Origin of the sequence: Brevibacterium rongguiense (assembly GCF_009857845.1) — a bacterium.
Lineage (GTDB): Bacteria > Actinomycetota > Actinomycetes > Actinomycetales > Brevibacteriaceae > Brevibacterium > Brevibacterium rongguiense.
Genome location: NZ_WWEQ01000034.1, coordinates 16320 through 31334, shown reverse-complemented (window position 1 = coordinate 31334; position 15015 = coordinate 16320). Strand labels below are relative to the sequence as shown.

Here is a 15015-nt window from a genome sequence, read left to right as displayed (position 1 = left end):
CACGCCCACCGCGACCGCGTCGGACGCGGGCCCCGGGGCGCGCCGCGGGCTCCGGGTCGTCGGCGGCCCGCTCCTCGAGGACGCGCACCTCGACCTCGCGGCGCGCCGCTGCGACGAGGGCAGCGACGGCCGGGCGGGGTCCCGTGAGCTCGGCGATGCGGATGCTCGGCGGCAGCCCCACCTGCGCGCGCTCGGCCAGCTGCCCGGCCGCCCATTCGACCGGCTCGAAGCGGGCCACCGTCCTGCGCACGGCGGGGTCCTCGTCCATGAGCAGCGCCCTGCCGCCCAGCCGCGCGGCGCGGACCAGGGACGCCGCCCGCAGGCGCCGGGCGATCGACCGGTCGGTCGAGCGCAGGCCCGGGCCCGGCCACAGCGTGTCGAGCAGGATCCCGGCCGCATAGCCGCCCTCGGCGTAGGGCTCCGCCCCGGTGGTGGCGACGACGATCTGGGGCTCCCCGTCGACCCGCTCGAGGATGTGGTCGCCGCCCGAGCGCACGACCTTCACACCGGGGAACGCCCGGCCCAGCTCCTGGTGCACGCCCTCCGCCCCGGTCGTCACGGCCCTGGCCTGCGTGCCCCCGCAGTTGCGGCACTGCACGCCATCGGAGTGCCAGCCGCAGACCCGGCAGGCGAACGGACCGCTCACCGCGCGGGCGTGCAGGCGGTTGCCGCATCGGGGGCAGCGCAGCACCTCGCGGCACCGCGCGCAGGCGAGCACCGGGATGAAGCCGGCACGCGGCACCTGCACGAGCACCGGCCCCAGCGCGGTGTCCTGCTTGGTGCGCCCGAGTGCGCCCCTGACCAGGTCGAATGCCCGTCCCGGCAGCCGGGAGAGATCGGCGATGTCCCGGGCCGGGGGCGGCTCCAGCATGAGGGGCGCCTCCGCGCGGCGCACCTCGCGAGGCACCGCGATCTCCCCGAGCCACCCGTTGGCGACGAGGCGCTGCACATCGACGGAGCGCGCATAGCCCAGGAAGAGCCCTGCCGCGCCCGTCTGGCGCACGCGCTCGAGCATGACCTGCCGCGCGTGCGGATAGGGGGCGCGCTGCTCGAGGTAGGAGTCGTCCTCATCGTCGAAGCAGAGGAAGAGGCCCGGGTTCGCGACCGGGGCGAAGACGGCCGTCCGGGTCCCGATCACCAGGCGGGCACGGCCCGTCAGGGCCTTGGTCCAGGCGCTCCAGCGGGCCGACTGCCCCTGATCGGCCGACAGCCGCACGGTCCACGGTGCCAGCGCGCCGAGCTCCGCCTCGAGGGCCGCCAGCTCCCGTCTGTCCGGCACGAGCCACACGACGCTGCGGCCGGCCGCGAGCACGCGGGCCGCGGCGGCGAGGCCGAAGCGGATCCACCCGATGCCGGGCCGGTCCCCCGGCAGCATGGCGTACGCGGCACGCGGGCCATGGGTGGGCACGGACTCCTCCGCGGGCACAGCCTCCTCCGCGGGCACAGCCTCCACTGCGCGCACGGCCTCCTCCGCGGGCACAGCCTCCACTGCGGGCGCTGTCTCCACTGCGGGGGCTGCCTGCTCCGCGGGGGCTGCCTGCTCCGCGGCGGGGCCTGGCTGCGCGGCCGCGGGCTGCGCGGCGTCCCCCGCGCCAGCGGCCGGGGCGGCGGCCGATCCGGCGGTCTCATCCCGCTCGCGGGCGCCCGCCGCGCCCGGTGCCTGCGGGTCCAGCCACTCGTCGAGCGCCATCAGATACTCGGACTCGCCGGCGGGAGCGTGCTCGGCAGCGTCTGCTATGGCCGCGCGCACGTGAGCCGCGGCCGCGCCCAGGGCCTGCGCGTCGACCTCCGCGGGCTGGGCGAGCACGGCCGCCTCGGCGGTGGCATGGCGCGGCGGGATGGCCAGGCGCAGCACATCGGGCAGCGTCCCGGCGTAGCGCCGGGCGACCGCCGTGCACAGCTCGAGCAGCTCGGGCCGCAGCACGGGCAGCGGGGAGCTCACGCGCTCGAGCGGAGCCAGTTCGCCCACGTGGTCGGTTGATTCCACTCGCTCGAGGATGAAGCCCGAGGTGAGACGGCCGGCGAACCGCACCCGCACCCGCACCCCGGGCTGTGTCCGGGCGTCCATGGTGGCGGGGACCGCATAGTCGAAGGGCCGCGCCAGGTGCGGCAGCTGCGTCTCGACGAGCACGCGCGCCACGGGGTGCGCCTGCGCGGGCTCGATGCCTCCGCGCACCCGCAGGGCCTGCGGTTCGGCGAGGTCGGCGGCGAGCGGGGCGAACAGGGCACCATCGGCACCGTCGGTCATCGCACTCCCCCTCCCGGCTGCGGCGGGTCACCAGCGGCGCCCGGTCGGGCGCTGCGCCCAGTCAAGCACGCGGCGCCGACGCGGGCCCGCCGCGGTTCACACGAGTCGGCGCAGCTCGTCCGCGCGGTCCGTGCGCTCCCACGTGAAGGACTCCGCGGTCCGCCCGAAGTGGCCGTACGCGGCGGTGGGACGGTAGATCGGCCGGTTGAGGCGCAGCTGCGAGATGATCGCGGCCGGGCGCAGGTCGAAGACCTCGCGGATGGCGGCGGCGATCGCCGCGGGATCGACCCGCTCCGTGCCGAACGTCTCGACGTAGAGGCCCACGGGCTGGGAGGACCCGATCGCGTAGGCGACCTGGACCTCCGCGCGCGCGGCCAGGCCGGCTGCGACGACGTTCTTCGCCACCCAGCGCATCGCGTAGGCGGCGGAGCGGTCGACCTTCGAGGGGTCCTTGCCGGAGAAGGCGCCCCCGCCGTGGCGGGCGAAGCCGCCGTAGGTGTCGACGATGATCTTGCGCCCCGTGAGGCCCGCGTCGCCCATCGGCCCGCCGATGATGAAGTCGCCCGCCGGGTTGATGAGGTAGCGGGCTGCGCCGGTGTCGAGGCCGGCCGCGCCCAGGATCGGGTCGATGACGTGCTCGCGCAGGTCCGCTGTCAGCTGTTCGCGCACGATCCCCCGATCGTGCTGCGTGGACAGGACCACGGCCTCCACGGTGCGGGCGGTGTCCCCGTCGTAGCCGAGCGTCACCTGCGTCTTGCCGTCGGGTCGCAGGTAGTCCAGGGTGCCGTCCTTGCGCACCTCGCTCAGGCGCTCGGCCAGCCGGTGGGCCAGGTGGATGGGCAGCGGCATGAGGACGTCGGTGGCGCTGTCCGCGTAGCCGAACATGAGGCCCTGGTCGCCGGCGCCCAGCTGGCCCAGCTCGTCGCCGTGATCGCCGCCGCGGGCCTCGAGCGACTGGGTGACGCCTTCGCTGATGTTGAGCGACTGCGCTCCGATCGAGACGGAGACTCCGCACGTGTGGCCGTCGAAGCCCTTCTCCGAGGAGTCGTAGCCGATCTCCGTGATCGTCTTGCGCACGATGTCGGCGATGTCGACGTAGCCGGAGGTGGTGACCTCGCCGGCCACGTGCACCATGCCGGTCGTCACCATCGTCTCGACGGCCACGCGGGCGCGGCTGTCGAGGGTGAGCATCGCGTCGAGGATCGCGTCGCTGATCTGGTCGGAGATCTTGTCCGGATGGCCCTCCGTCACGGATTCGGAGGTGAACTGGCGCAGCGTCGTTGAAGTCACCCGGCCATCCTAGCGGCGCGGCAGCGCGGCCACCGCCCCGATGACCGCGTGTGACACCTGGGCCTTCGAGCCGTGGGCGCGGGCCGCGACGTGCGCCCGGCCATCGCGCACGGCGAGGATCGCGACCTCGTTGTCCTCGCTGCCGAATGCGCGTCCGGCGGAGACGTCGTTGAACACGAGGAGGTCGCAGCCCTTGCGCAGCAGCTTCTCCTCGGCCAGTTCGAGGGCGGGGCGGCCCGGCGAGCCGGTCTCCGCGGCGAAGCCCACGAGGGCGGCCCCCCAGCCCTCCGCGGCGCGTTGGGCGACGAGGCCGCGCAGCACGTCCGGGTTCTGGGCGAGCTCCAGGGTCAGGCCGGCATCCCCGTCCTTCTTCATCTTGTGCTCGGCGGTGTGCGCGGGCCGGTAGTCGGCCACCGCCGCAGCCATGATGACCGCGTCGGCGCCGGGGGCGAGCTCGGCGCAGGCGGTCTGCAGCTGCGCGGTCGTCTCGACCGCCCGCACGCGCACGCCCGGGGGCAGGTCCGCGAGCACCGCGACGTCGATGTTCGCCGCGACGAGGTCGACGGCGGCGCCGGCCTGCGCGGCGGCCCGGGCGAGCTGCGCGCCCTGCTTGCCCGACGACCGGTTGCCGAGGAAGCGCACGGGGTCGAGGGGCTCGCGCGTGCCGCCGGCGCTGATGAGGTAGCGCTGTCCGCGCAGGTCGGGCAGCCCGGCCGGCGCGGCGGCGGGCCGTTCCTCGTCCGCAGCCCCGGAACCGAAGCCTGCCGCACCCGAGGCGCCCCGCGCTTCCGGGGCGCCCGCGGGAGCGGCCGCGGCGGCGAGTGCGAACGCGACGATGTCCTCGGGCTCGGGCAGCCGGCCGGGGCCGGAGTCGGCGCCGGTGAGCCGGCCGCTGACCGGCTCCATGACGTGCAGGCCGCGCGCGCGCAGCACAGCGACGTTGTCCGCGGTGGCGGCGTTGGCCCACATCTCCGTGTGCATCGCGGGGGCCAGGGCGACCGGGGCCCGGGTGGCGAGGACGGTGGCGGTGAGCAGGTCATCGGCGCGCCCGGCGCGCAGGCGGGCCAGCAGGTCCGCGGTCGCCGGGGCGATGAGCACGAGATCGGCGCGCTGGCCGATCATGACGTGCTCCACCTCGTCGACCCGGGTGAAGACGTCGGTGGCGACGGGCTGGCCGCTCAGGGCCTCCCAGGTCGCGGTGCCGACGAACGCGAGCGCGCTGGCCGTGGGCACGACGCGCACCGCGTGCCCGGCCTCCCGGAGCGCGCGCAGCACGTGGCACGCCTTGTAGGCGGCGATGCCGCCGCCGACGCCCAGGACGATGTTCACAGCGGGCTCAGGACTCCGGGGCCTCGGGCGTCTCGGGGGTCCCGGAGGCGTCCGCCTCCTGCGCGGGCACGGCGAAGGGGTCGGCCTGCGCGGCGTCGGAGAAGGCCGCGTCCGTGCCGAAGTCGAAGTCGAAGTCCGCGGCGGCCTGCGCCTCGGCGGCGGGGGCGGCGAAGTCCGCCTCCGTGGCCTCGCGGATGAGGATCTTGCCCTCGTTGATCTCGCGCAGCGCGATCGACAGCGGCTTCTCGTTGGGCTCGGGCGTCACGAGCGGCCCGACGTTCTCCAGCAGGCCCTCCTGCAGCTGCGCGTAGTACGCGTTGATCTGGCGGGCGCGGCGGGAGGACTCCACGACGAGCTCGTACTTCGAATCCGTGACGGCCAGCAGGTCGTCGATCGGCGGGTTGGTGATGCCTTCGGGCTCCGAGGACACGCAGACTCCAAACGTAGGTGCGGATAAGGCTTCAGCGCCGGCGCGGCCGGCGGGCCGGCGGGGCCGGCTGCGGGCGGTCGCTCAGACGTCGTCCGGCGACAGCCCCATCAATTCTACTAGCTCCCGTGCTGCGGCACGAACATCCCTGTTGACGACCGTGAAGTCGAACTCGCCCTCGGCCGCGAGCTCCACCCGCGCGGTGGCGAGCCGGCGCTCGCGCTCCTCCGCGTCCTCGGTGCCGCGGCCCACCAGCCGGCGGACAAGCTCGTCCCAGCTGGGCGGGGCGAGGAAGACGAAGCGCGCCTCGGGCATCCGCTCCTTGACCTGGCGCGCGCCCTGGAGGTCGATCTCGAGCAGGGGCGCGCGGCCCTGGGAAAGCGCGCGCTCGACCGGGCCGCGCGGCGTGCCGTAGCGGTTGCGGCCGTGGACCACCGCGTATTCGAGCATCTCGCCCGCCGCGACCATCCGGTCGAACTCCGCGTCGGAGACGAACCAGTAGTGGGTGCCGTCGACCTCGCCGGGTCGGGGACTGCGGGTCGTGGCGGACACGGAGAACCACACCTGGGGGAAGTTCTCGCGCACGTAGGCGCTCACGGTGCCCTTGCCGACGGCTGTGGGGCCGGCGAGGACCGTCAGGGTGCTTGTGGTCACTGAGCTCCGAACTTCTCCAGCAGCGCCGCCCGCTGGTGCACGCCGAGCCCCTTGAGGCGCCGCGATTGGGCGATGCCGATCTCCTCCATGAGCGTGCTGGCGCGCCGATCGCCCACGCCGGGCATCGAGCGCAGCAGGTCGTGGACCTTCATCTTGCTGAGGGCCTCATCGCCCTGCGCCCGCTCGAGCACGGAGCGCAGGCTCTGCTCGCCGCTCTTGAGGGCCGTCTTGACCTCCGCTCGCGCCTGCCGCGCCTGGAACGCCTTGTCGAGAGCGGCCGAGCGCTGTTCCGGTGTCAGTGGTTGAAGTGCCACGTCATCTCCTTGAGGACATCTGCCTTGACCGGGAAGCCTGAGTGCAGTCTAACCGCGATCGTGACGTACGGCACGCGCAAGGCCCACAATTCGGCGTTCCAGGGCCTCCGGATCCGGACCGGCCTCCGAGACGGACCGCGAGGCGCTCACCAGCACCTGCCCCCGCTCGAACGCCGCGCCGAAGACATCGGCGAGCTCCGCCGGGCCGGCGCCCTGCGCACCGTAGCCCGGCGCCAGCAGGGGCCCCGGGAAGCCGCCGAGGTCGATGCCGAGCTCGCGGGCCGCGCCGCCGATCGTCGCGCCGACGACGAGTCCCGCCTGCGGGGCGCCCGCCTGCGCGTCGAACGCGGCCACGAGCCGGGCCACCTCGGCGGCCACCGCCTGCCCGTCCGGGGTGCGGGCGTGCTGGACGCGGGCGCCGTCGGGATTCGAGGTCAGCGCGAGGACGAAGATGCCCGTGCCGTGGGCGCGGGCCGCGGCGAAGGCCGGCTCGAGGGCGCCCACGCCGAGGTAGGGCGAGAGGGTGAGGGCGTCGGCGCACAGGGGCGACGCGGGGTCCATGTACGCGTCCGCGTAGCCCGCCATCGTCGAGCCGATGTCGCCGCGCTTGACGTCGAGGATCGTGACGAGGCCGGCTCCGCGCGCCGCGGCGAGCAGCTCCTCGAGCACCGCGATGCCCGCCGAGCCGAAGCGCTCGAAGAACGCCGACTGCGGCTTGACGAGGCGCGCCGCGCCGCTGCGCGCGCATGCGTCGAGCAGCCGCAGCCCGAACTCGCGCGCCCCGGCGGCCGTGTCCGGCAGCCCCCACGAGGCAAGCTGCGCGGCGTGCGGGTCGACCCCCACGCACAGGGGGCTCACGGCCGCCGCCGCCTGCCAGGCGGCGGCGAAGTCCCGGCGCGGCTCAGCCGCGCTCATGGGCCTGCCAGTCCTGCAGCGAGCGCACCCCGAAGCCGCCGGCGCGGGCCGCCTCGATCGCGGTGACCGCCGCCGTGTACTCGGCCACCGTCGTCATGAGCGGGATGGGGGCGGCCGTCGCGGCCGCGCGGATGCCGTAGCCGTCGGCCCGCTCGGCGCGGCCGGCGGGGACGTTGATGACGAGCCCGATCGTGCCGTCGGTGATCTCGTCGACGATCGAGCGCTCGCCCTCGGCCAGCTCGTGCTGCTTGGCCAGCGCGGTGGCGGGGATCCCGTAGCGGGCCAGCATCGCCGCCGTGCCGCGCGTGGCGAGCACCTCGAAGCCCATGTCGACGAGCTGCTTGGTGGGCAGGACGGCCGAGCGCTTCTCCCGGTCGGCCACGGAGACGAAGACCCGCCCCGAGGTGGGCAGGGTGACCCCGGCGCCCAGCTCGGCCTTGGCGAACGCCTCCGGGAAGACCGCGGAGATGCCCATGACCTCGCCGGTCGAGCGCATCTCCGGGCCCAGGATCGAGTCGACGACGCGCCCGTCTGCGGTGCGGAAGCGCCGGAACGGCAGGACCGCCTCCTTCACCGCGACCGGGTGCTCTGGCCCCAGGTGGGAGCCGTCGGACTCGGCCGCCAGGAGCGTGCCGCGCAGCTCGGAGATGGGCGTGCCCACGGCGATGTGCGCGGCCGCCTTGGCCAGCTGGCGGCCGGTGGCCTTGGACACGAACGGCACCGTGCGCGAGGCGCGCGGATTGGCCTCGATGACGTAGAGGACGTCGGCGGCGATGGCGAACTGGATGTTGAGCAGCCCGCGCACCCCGATCCCCCGCGCGATCCGCTCCGTGGCCGCGCGCACGCGCTCGAGCACGTCCTCGCCCAGGGTGATCGCCGGCAGCACGCAGGCGGAGTCGCCGGAGTGGATGCCGGCCTCCTCGATGTGCTCCATGATGCCGCCCAGGTAGATCTCCTCGCCGTCGAAGAGCGCGTCGACGTCGATCTCCACGGCATCCTCGAGGAACCGGTCGACGAGCACGGGGCGGTCGGCCGAGACCTCGGTGGCCGAGGCCATGTAGGACAGGAGCTGCTCGGTGTCGTAGACGATCTGCATGCCGCGCCCGCCGAGCACGTACGAGGGGCGCACGAGCACGGGGTAGCCGATCTCGAGCGCGATCTCCTGCGCCTCCTCGGGGGTGGTGGCGGTGCCGTGCTTGGGGGCGAGCAGCCCGGCCTCGCGCAGCACCCGGCCGAACTCGCCGCGGTCCTCCGCCAGGTCGATGGCCTGCGGATCGGTGCCGAGCACGGGCACGCCGGCGGCCTTGAGCCGGTCGGCCAGGCCCAGCGGCGTCTGCCCGCCCAGGGTGCACACGACGCCGGCGACGGGGCCCGCGGCGCACTCGGCCGCGTAGACCTCCATGACGTCCTCGAACGTCAGCGGCTCGAAGTAGAGCCGATCGGCGGTGTCGTAGTCCGTGGAGACCGTCTCCGGGTTGCAGTTGACCATGACGGTCTCGTAGCCGGCGTCGGAGAGCGCCATCGTCGCGTGGACGCACGAGTAGTCGAACTCGATGCCCTGCCCGATCCGGTTCGGGCCGGAGCCCAGGATGATGACGGCCTCCCGCTCGCGCGGCTCGACCTCCGTCTGGGAGTCGTAGCTCGAGTAGTGGTAGGGCGTGTGGGCGGCGAACTCGCCGGCGCACGTGTCGACGGTCTTGAACACCGGGCGCAGCCCGAGCGCGTGGCGCACCCCGGTCACGACGGCCTCGTCGAGTCCCCGCAGGGCGCCCAGCTGGGCGTCGGAGAAGCCGTGGCGCTTCGCGTGCTCGACGAGCTCGCCGGTGAGCTCGGGGGCGGCGGCGACCTCCTCGGCGGTCTCGTTGATGAGCGCGATCTGGTCGAGGAACCACGGATCGATGTCGCAGGCCTCGTGGACGTCCTCGATGCTCATCCCGGACAGCAGGGCGCGCTGCACGACGTGGATGCGCTCCGTCGTCGCGTGCCCGAGCGAGGCGAGCACGTCGGCGCGCACCTGCGGGTCGTCCAGGTCGTAGCGCACGTCGAACCGGAACGCGGCGCCCTTCTGCTCGAGCGAGCGCTGGGCCTTCTGCAGCGCAGTCGTGAAGTTCCGGCCCAGGGCCATCGCCTCGCCGACGGACTTCATGGTCGTCGTCAGGGTCGGGTCGGCGGCCGGGAACTTCTCGAAGTTGAACCGCGGGATCTTCACGACGACGTAGTCGAGCGCGGGCTCGAAGGACGCGGGCGTCACGCGCGTGATGTCGTTGGGGATCTCGTCGAGCGTGTAGCCGACCGCGAGCTTCGCGGCGATCTTGGCGATGGGGAAGCCGGTGGCCTTCGAGGCCAGCGCGGAGGAGCGCGAGACGCGGGGGTTCATCTCGATGACGACGATCCGGCCGGTGTCGGGGTCGATCGCGAACTGGATGTTGCACCCGCCCGTGTCGACGCCCACCGCGCGGATGACGTCGATGCCGATGTTGCGCAGCTCCTGGTACTCCCGGTCGGTGAGCGTGAGCGAGGGGGCGACCGTGATCGAGTCGCCGGTGTGCACGCCCACGGGGTCGACGTTCTCGATCGCGCAGACCACCACGACGTTGTCGTTGCGGTCGCGCATGAGCTCGAGCTCATACTCCTTCCACCCGAGGATCGACTCCTCGAGCAGCACCTCGGTCGTCAGCGAGTCGTGCAGCCCGTCGCCGGCGATCCGGCGCAGGTCCGACTCGTCGAACGCCATGCCGGAGCCCAGGCCGCCCATCGTGAACGAGGGGCGCACCACCATGGGGTAGCCGAGCTCGCCGGCCGCGGCCAGGCACTCGTCCATGGTGTGGCAGATCGTGGACTTCGCCACGCCCGCGCCGCACTCCTCGACGATCTCCTTGAACTTCTGGCGGTCCTCGCCGCGCTGGATCGCATCGACGTCGGCGCCGATGAGCTCCACGCCGTAGGCGTCGAGGACCCCGGCCTCGTAGAGGTTGATCGCGGCATTCAGCGCGGTCTGGCCGCCGAGCGTCGGCAGGAGGGCATCGGGCCGCTCCGCCGCGATGATCTTCTCGATGACGGCCGGGTCGATGGGCTCGACGTAGGTGGCGTCGGCGACGTCGGGGTCCGTCATGATCGTCGCGGGGTTCGAGTTCACGAGGATGACGCGCAGGCCCTCCTCGCGCAGCACGCGGCAGGCCTGGGTGCCGGAGTAGTCGAACTCGCACGCCTGGCCGATGACGATGGGCCCCGAGCCGATGACGAGGACGGAGGACAGGTCTTTCCTGATGGGCACGGGTTCTCCTTAGCGGGCCGCGGCGGCCATGAGATCGGCGAAGCGGTCGAACAGGTGGCGCGAGTCGTGCGGGCCGGCCGCCGACTCGGGGTGGAACTGCACGGAGAACGCGGGGATGTCAAGGCAGCGCAGGCCCTCGACGACGTCGTCGTTGAGGCCGATGTGGCTGACCTCGACGCGTCCGAAGTCGGGATCGGCTGGCGCCTGGACGACCTCGCGCAGGGGGGCGTCGACGGCGAACCCGTGGTTCTGCGAGGTGATCTCCACCCGGCCCGTCTGCGTGTCGAGCACCGGCTGGTTGGTGCCGCGGTGGCCGAAGGGCAGCTTGTACGTCCCGAAGCCCAGGGCGCGGCCCAGCAGCTGGTTGCCGAAGCAGATGCCGAAGAACGGGATGCGCGCGGCGAGCACCTGGCGCAGCACCTCGATCTGCGTCCAGGCGGTCTGGGGGTCCCCGGGGCCGTTGGAGAAGAACACCCCGTCGGGGCGCAGCTCCGCGAGCTTCTCGAAGGGGTAGTCCGCGGGCACGACGTGGACCTCCATGCCCCGCTCGGCAAGCTGCCGGGGCGTCATGGCCTTGATGCCCAGGTCGTAGGCGGCCACCGTGAAGCGCTTCTCCCCCACGGCCGGCACGACGTAGGGCTCATCGGCGCTGACGTCCTCGGCGAGCTGGGCGCCGGTCATCGCGGGGGCCTCGCGCACGATGCGCGCCATCTGCTCGGTGCCCATCCGCGCATCGGGGCCGGAGAAGATGCCCATCCGCATCGCCCCGCGCTCGCGCAGGTGCAGGGTGAGCTGGCGGGTGTCGACGTCGCTGATCCCGACGATCCCCAGCCGCTCGAGGCGCTCCTCGAGGCCCTCGGTGGCGCGCCAGCTCGACGCGCGGCGGGCCGCGTCGCGCACGACGTAGCCGGCCACCCAGTAGCGCAGCGACTCGTCGTCGGCGTCGTTGACGCCGGTGTTGCCGATGTGCGGGGCGGTCTGGATGACGATCTGGCGGTGGTAGGAGGGGTCGGTGAGGGTCTCCTGGTAGCCGGTCATGGCGGTGACGAAGACGGCCTCGCCCAGCGCTGTGCCGCGGGCGGCGAAGGCGCGCCCGCGCAGGCAGGTGCCGTCCTCCAGGACGAGCACGGCGGGATCGCGGTCAGTGGACATCAGTCCTCCTCGATGAGGTGGTTGAGGGCGGCGATGAGGGCGGGGCCGGCGGCCGCGGAGCGGGGCCGGAAGCCGGTGTCGAGCAGCTGGTCGCCCAGCCGCCACCGGATGACGATGAGGCCCTCCGGCTCGACGAACTTGCCGATCATCCCGGCCGCCGTGTGCACGGAGACGATGTCGGCGGCGGGGATGAAGAGATCGGGCACGCCGGACAGCCGGAAGAGGGCGCCGTCGTCCATGGCGAAGAGCTCCGCCGTGGTGCGCAGGCCCAGGCTGTGGACGCTGACCCGCTCGAGCGGCTGCTCGGCGTAGGTGGTGACGACGTACATGCCGGGCTCGCCCGCCATGCCGTTCGTCGCCTCGGGGGCGGGGCGCAGCGGCTCGGCGATGCCCGCCTGCGCGCGCTGGCGCGCGCTCCAGCCGCGCCACATGAGCGCGAAGACGCCCACGATGACCGCGGCCACGATGAGGGTCGGGACTACTCGATCCACTGTCCTCCTCGCGCCGTCGCGTGCGGCCCGCGCAGCTCCCCGTCGGCCACGACGCGGGTGCCGAAGAGGAAGGTGTCGACGATGCGCGTCGAGACCGGGATGCCGGCGAACGGGTTGTTGCGCCCGAGCGTCGCGTGCTCCGCGGGGCGGATGACCTCGTGCGCGGCGGGGTCGACGAGCACGAGGTTGGCGCCGGTGCCGGGCTCCAGGCTGCCGTGCTCGGCCAGCCCGGAGATCTGCGCGGGGCGGGCGCTCATGGTGCGCGCGGCGTCCGCCCAGCCGAACCCGTAGTCCGCCATGGCCTCCATGACGATGGGCAGGGCGGATTCGAGGCCCACCATGCCCATGGCGGCGGCCGTCCACTCGGAGCACTTGTGCTCGGCGGTGTGGGGGGCGTGATCCGTGCCGACGATGTCGATGGTCCCGTCGGCCAGGCCCCGGCGCACGGCGTCCACGTCGGCCTGCGTGCGCAGCGGCGGGTTGACCTTGTAGACGGGGTCGTAGCTGCGCACCAGCTCATCGGTGAGCATGAGGTGGTGCGGGGTGACCTCGGCGGTGACGCGCACGCCGCGCTCCTTGGCCCAGCGCACGATCTCCACGGAGCCGGCCGTGGACAGGTGGCACACGTGCAGGCGCGAGCCCACGTGCTCGGCCAGCAGCACATCGCGGGCGATGATCGACTCCTCGGCGACCGCGGGCCAGCCCGGCAGCCCGAGCTCCGCGGAGACGAGCCCCTCGTTCATCTGGGCGCCCTCCGTCAGCCGCGGGTCCTGGGCGTGCTGGGCGACGACGCCGTCGAAGGTCTTGACGTATTCGAGCGCGCGGCGCATGAGCATGGGATCGGCCACGCACTGCCCGTCGTCGGAGAAGATGCGCACGCGCGCGGCGCTGGCGGCCATCGCGCCGAGCTCGGCGAGCTGCTGGCCGGCCTGGCCGGTGGTGACCGCGCCGATCGGCACGACCTGCGCGTAGCCGGCGGCGCGGCCGAGGTGGGCGACCTGCTCGACCACGCCCGCGGTGTCGGCCACGGGCTGGGTGTTGGCCATGGCGTGCACGGCGGTGTAGCCGCCGCGGGCCGCGGACTGGGAGCCGGTGAGCACCGTCTCCGCGTCCTCCCGGCCGGGCTCGCGCAGGTGGGTGTGGAGGTCGACGAGGCCGGGCAGCGCCACGAGGCCGGTCGCGTCGATCGTCTCGTCGGGGCGCTCGACGGACTCGGCGAAGCGGCCGTCGACGATCGCGATGTCGCGCTCCTCGCCGCCGAGCACGCGAGCGTGTCGAATGAGTGTGGAGCTCACTGCTGAGCCTCCGTTCCGTCGCCGGTGAGCAGTTCGTAGAGGGCGGCCATGCGCACGGACACGCCGTTCTCCACCTGGTCGAGGATGAGCGCGCGCTCCGCGTCTGCGGCCGAGGCGCAGATCTCGAAGCCGCGGTTCATGGGCCCGGGGTGCATGATCGCCGTGTGGGCGGGCAGCCGCCTGTAGCGCTGCTCGGTGAGGCCCCACAGCCGGGTGTACTCGCGGGTGTTGGGGAAGAAGGACTGGTGCATCCGCTCGAACTGGACGCGCAGCATCATGACCGCATCGAAGTCGTGGGCCGCGAGGGCCTCGTCGAAGTCGTAGAAGACCTCTGCGGGCCAGGTGTGCACGCCCCACGGCAGCAGCGTGGGCGGGGCGATGAGGCTGACGTGGGCCCCGAGCGCGCGCAGCAGGTGGACGTTCGAGCGCGCCACCCGGGAGTGGAGCACGTCGCCGACGATCGCGACCTGCGCGCCGTCCAGGCCGGCTCCTCGCGCCCGGTCGCCCTCCGCGGGGCCCGAGGCGGGCAGTCCGGCCAGGGCGCGGCGCAGCGTGAACGCGTCGAGCAGCGCCTGGGTGGGGTGCTCGTGGGTGCCGTCGCCGGCGTTGAGGATGGGCGCGCCGATCCAGCCGGCGGCGGCCAGCCTGGCGGGCGCCCCGGAGCCGGGGTGGCGGACGACGACGGCGTCGGCGCCCATCGCCGCGAGCGTCTGGGCCGTGTCCTGCAGGCTCTCGCCCTTCGACACGGACGAGCCCTTGGCGGAGAAGTTGATGACGTCGGCGGACAGCCGCTTGGCGGCGGCCTCGAAGGAGATCCGAGTCCGCGTGGAGTCCTCGAAGAAGAGGTTGACGACGGTGCGCCCGCGCAGCACGGGCAGCTTCTTGACCTCGCGGGCGGAGACCTGGGACATCTCCTCGGCGGTGTCGAGGATGCGCACGGCATCCTCGCGGCCGAGGTCGGCGGTGGAGAGCAGGTGGCGGATCATGCGCGCGCCTCCCCCTCGTCGTCGGTGTCGGCCGAGGCGATCGTCACCGTGTCGCTGCCGTCGACCTCGCGCAGGGCCACCGAGACCCGCTCGTCGATCGCGGTGGGCAGGTTCTTGCCCACGTGGTCGGCGCGGATGGGCAGCGCGCGGTGGCCGCGGTCGACGAGCACGGCGAGCCGCACGGTGTCGGGGCGGCCGATGTCGGCCAGCGAGTCGAGCGCCGCGCGCACCGTGCGCCCGGAGAAGAGCACGTCGTCGACGAGCACGACGGTGGTGCCGTCGACCCCCGCGGCGGGGATCCTCGTGGGCTCGGGGGCGCGCAGTCGGCCGCGGCGCAGGTCGTCGCGGTACATCGTGATGTCGAGCGAGCCCGCGATGTCGTCGGCGGCGACTCCGGGCTCGATGTCGGCGATCCGCTCGGCCAGGCGGCGGGCCAGCGGCACGCCGCGGGTGGGGATGCCGAGGATGCGCAGGCCCTCGGCGCCCTTGTTGGCTTCCACGATCTCGTGGGCGATGCGTGAGACAGCTCGTGAGACCTCGGCCTCGTCGAGCACGGTCCGAACGCGCATGTGTGCCCCCTTCTCCGCCTCACGGGACGGTGCTTAAAGGAGTGTCGGTCGCTGCCCACCCTATACCCGGC

13 protein-coding genes are annotated in these 15015 nt (G+C 73.6%); all 13 read right to left on the bottom strand.

What is annotated here, in order from left to right; translation table 11 throughout:
* Positions 1–2248: primosomal protein N' family DNA-binding protein (locus tag GSY69_RS14195; protein WP_202410957.1), on the bottom strand; the 2248-nt coding region annotated here is incomplete at its 3' end.
* 96 nt (positions 2249–2344) lie between these two features.
* Positions 2345–3538 carry a methionine adenosyltransferase gene (metK, locus tag GSY69_RS08850; protein WP_160953495.1) on the bottom strand — a complete coding sequence of 398 codons (1194 nt, stop codon included), beginning with the start codon at positions 3536–3538 and terminating at the stop codon, positions 2345–2347.
* A 9-nt stretch (positions 3539–3547) separates the two neighbouring features.
* Entirely contained in the window at positions 3548–4867 is a 1320-nt protein-coding gene (locus GSY69_RS08845) for a bifunctional phosphopantothenoylcysteine decarboxylase/phosphopantothenate synthase (RefSeq protein ID WP_160953494.1), read from the bottom strand.
* A 7-nt stretch (positions 4868–4874) separates the two neighbouring features.
* Positions 4875–5297, bottom strand: a complete 423-nt coding sequence (gene rpoZ / locus GSY69_RS15195; RefSeq protein ID WP_160953493.1) for a DNA-directed RNA polymerase subunit omega — start codon at positions 5295–5297, stop codon at positions 4875–4877.
* A gap of 81 nt (positions 5298–5378) precedes the next feature.
* Positions 5379–5948 (bottom strand): guanylate kinase, encoded by a 570-nt coding sequence (gene gmk / locus GSY69_RS08835; protein WP_160953492.1) that lies wholly within the window; start codon positions 5946–5948, stop codon positions 5379–5381.
* Entirely contained in the window at positions 5945–6262 is a 318-nt protein-coding gene (gene mihF / locus GSY69_RS08830) for an integration host factor, actinobacterial type (RefSeq protein WP_160953491.1), read from the bottom strand. Before mihF ends, gmk begins: the two co-directional genes overlap by 4 nt.
* Before the next feature lie 48 nt (positions 6263–6310).
* A complete protein-coding gene (pyrF, locus tag GSY69_RS08825; protein ID WP_160953490.1) occupies positions 6311–7177 on the bottom strand; it encodes an orotidine-5'-phosphate decarboxylase in 867 nt (288 codons plus the stop codon).
* Positions 7164–10451 carry a carbamoyl-phosphate synthase large subunit gene (carB, locus tag GSY69_RS08820; RefSeq protein WP_160953489.1) on the bottom strand — a complete coding sequence of 1096 codons (3288 nt, stop codon included), beginning with the start codon at positions 10449–10451 and terminating at the stop codon, positions 7164–7166. The genes pyrF and carB overlap by 14 nt, the downstream gene beginning before the upstream one ends.
* A gap of 9 nt (positions 10452–10460) precedes the next feature.
* Positions 10461–11603 (bottom strand): glutamine-hydrolyzing carbamoyl-phosphate synthase small subunit, encoded by a 1143-nt coding sequence (gene carA / locus GSY69_RS08815; protein ID WP_160953488.1) that lies wholly within the window; start codon positions 11601–11603, stop codon positions 10461–10463.
* Positions 11603–12094, bottom strand: coding sequence for a PH-like domain-containing protein (locus tag GSY69_RS08810; RefSeq protein WP_160953487.1), 492 nt, complete (start codon positions 12092–12094; stop codon positions 11603–11605). The genes carA and GSY69_RS08810 overlap by 1 nt, the downstream gene beginning before the upstream one ends.
* Positions 12082–13389: a dihydroorotase gene (locus GSY69_RS08805; protein ID WP_160953486.1), complete on the bottom strand. Its 1308-nt coding sequence runs from the start codon at positions 13387–13389 to the stop codon at positions 12082–12084. The genes GSY69_RS08810 and GSY69_RS08805 overlap by 13 nt, the downstream gene beginning before the upstream one ends.
* Positions 13386–14372, bottom strand: coding sequence for an aspartate carbamoyltransferase catalytic subunit (locus GSY69_RS08800; protein WP_160953498.1), 987 nt, complete (start codon positions 14370–14372; stop codon positions 13386–13388). The genes GSY69_RS08805 and GSY69_RS08800 overlap by 4 nt, the downstream gene beginning before the upstream one ends.
* Positions 14372–14944 carry a bifunctional pyr operon transcriptional regulator/uracil phosphoribosyltransferase PyrR gene (pyrR, locus tag GSY69_RS08795; RefSeq protein WP_160953485.1) on the bottom strand — a complete coding sequence of 191 codons (573 nt, stop codon included), beginning with the start codon at positions 14942–14944 and terminating at the stop codon, positions 14372–14374. The genes GSY69_RS08800 and pyrR overlap by 1 nt, the downstream gene beginning before the upstream one ends.
* Positions 14945–15015: the final 71 nt, after the last annotated feature.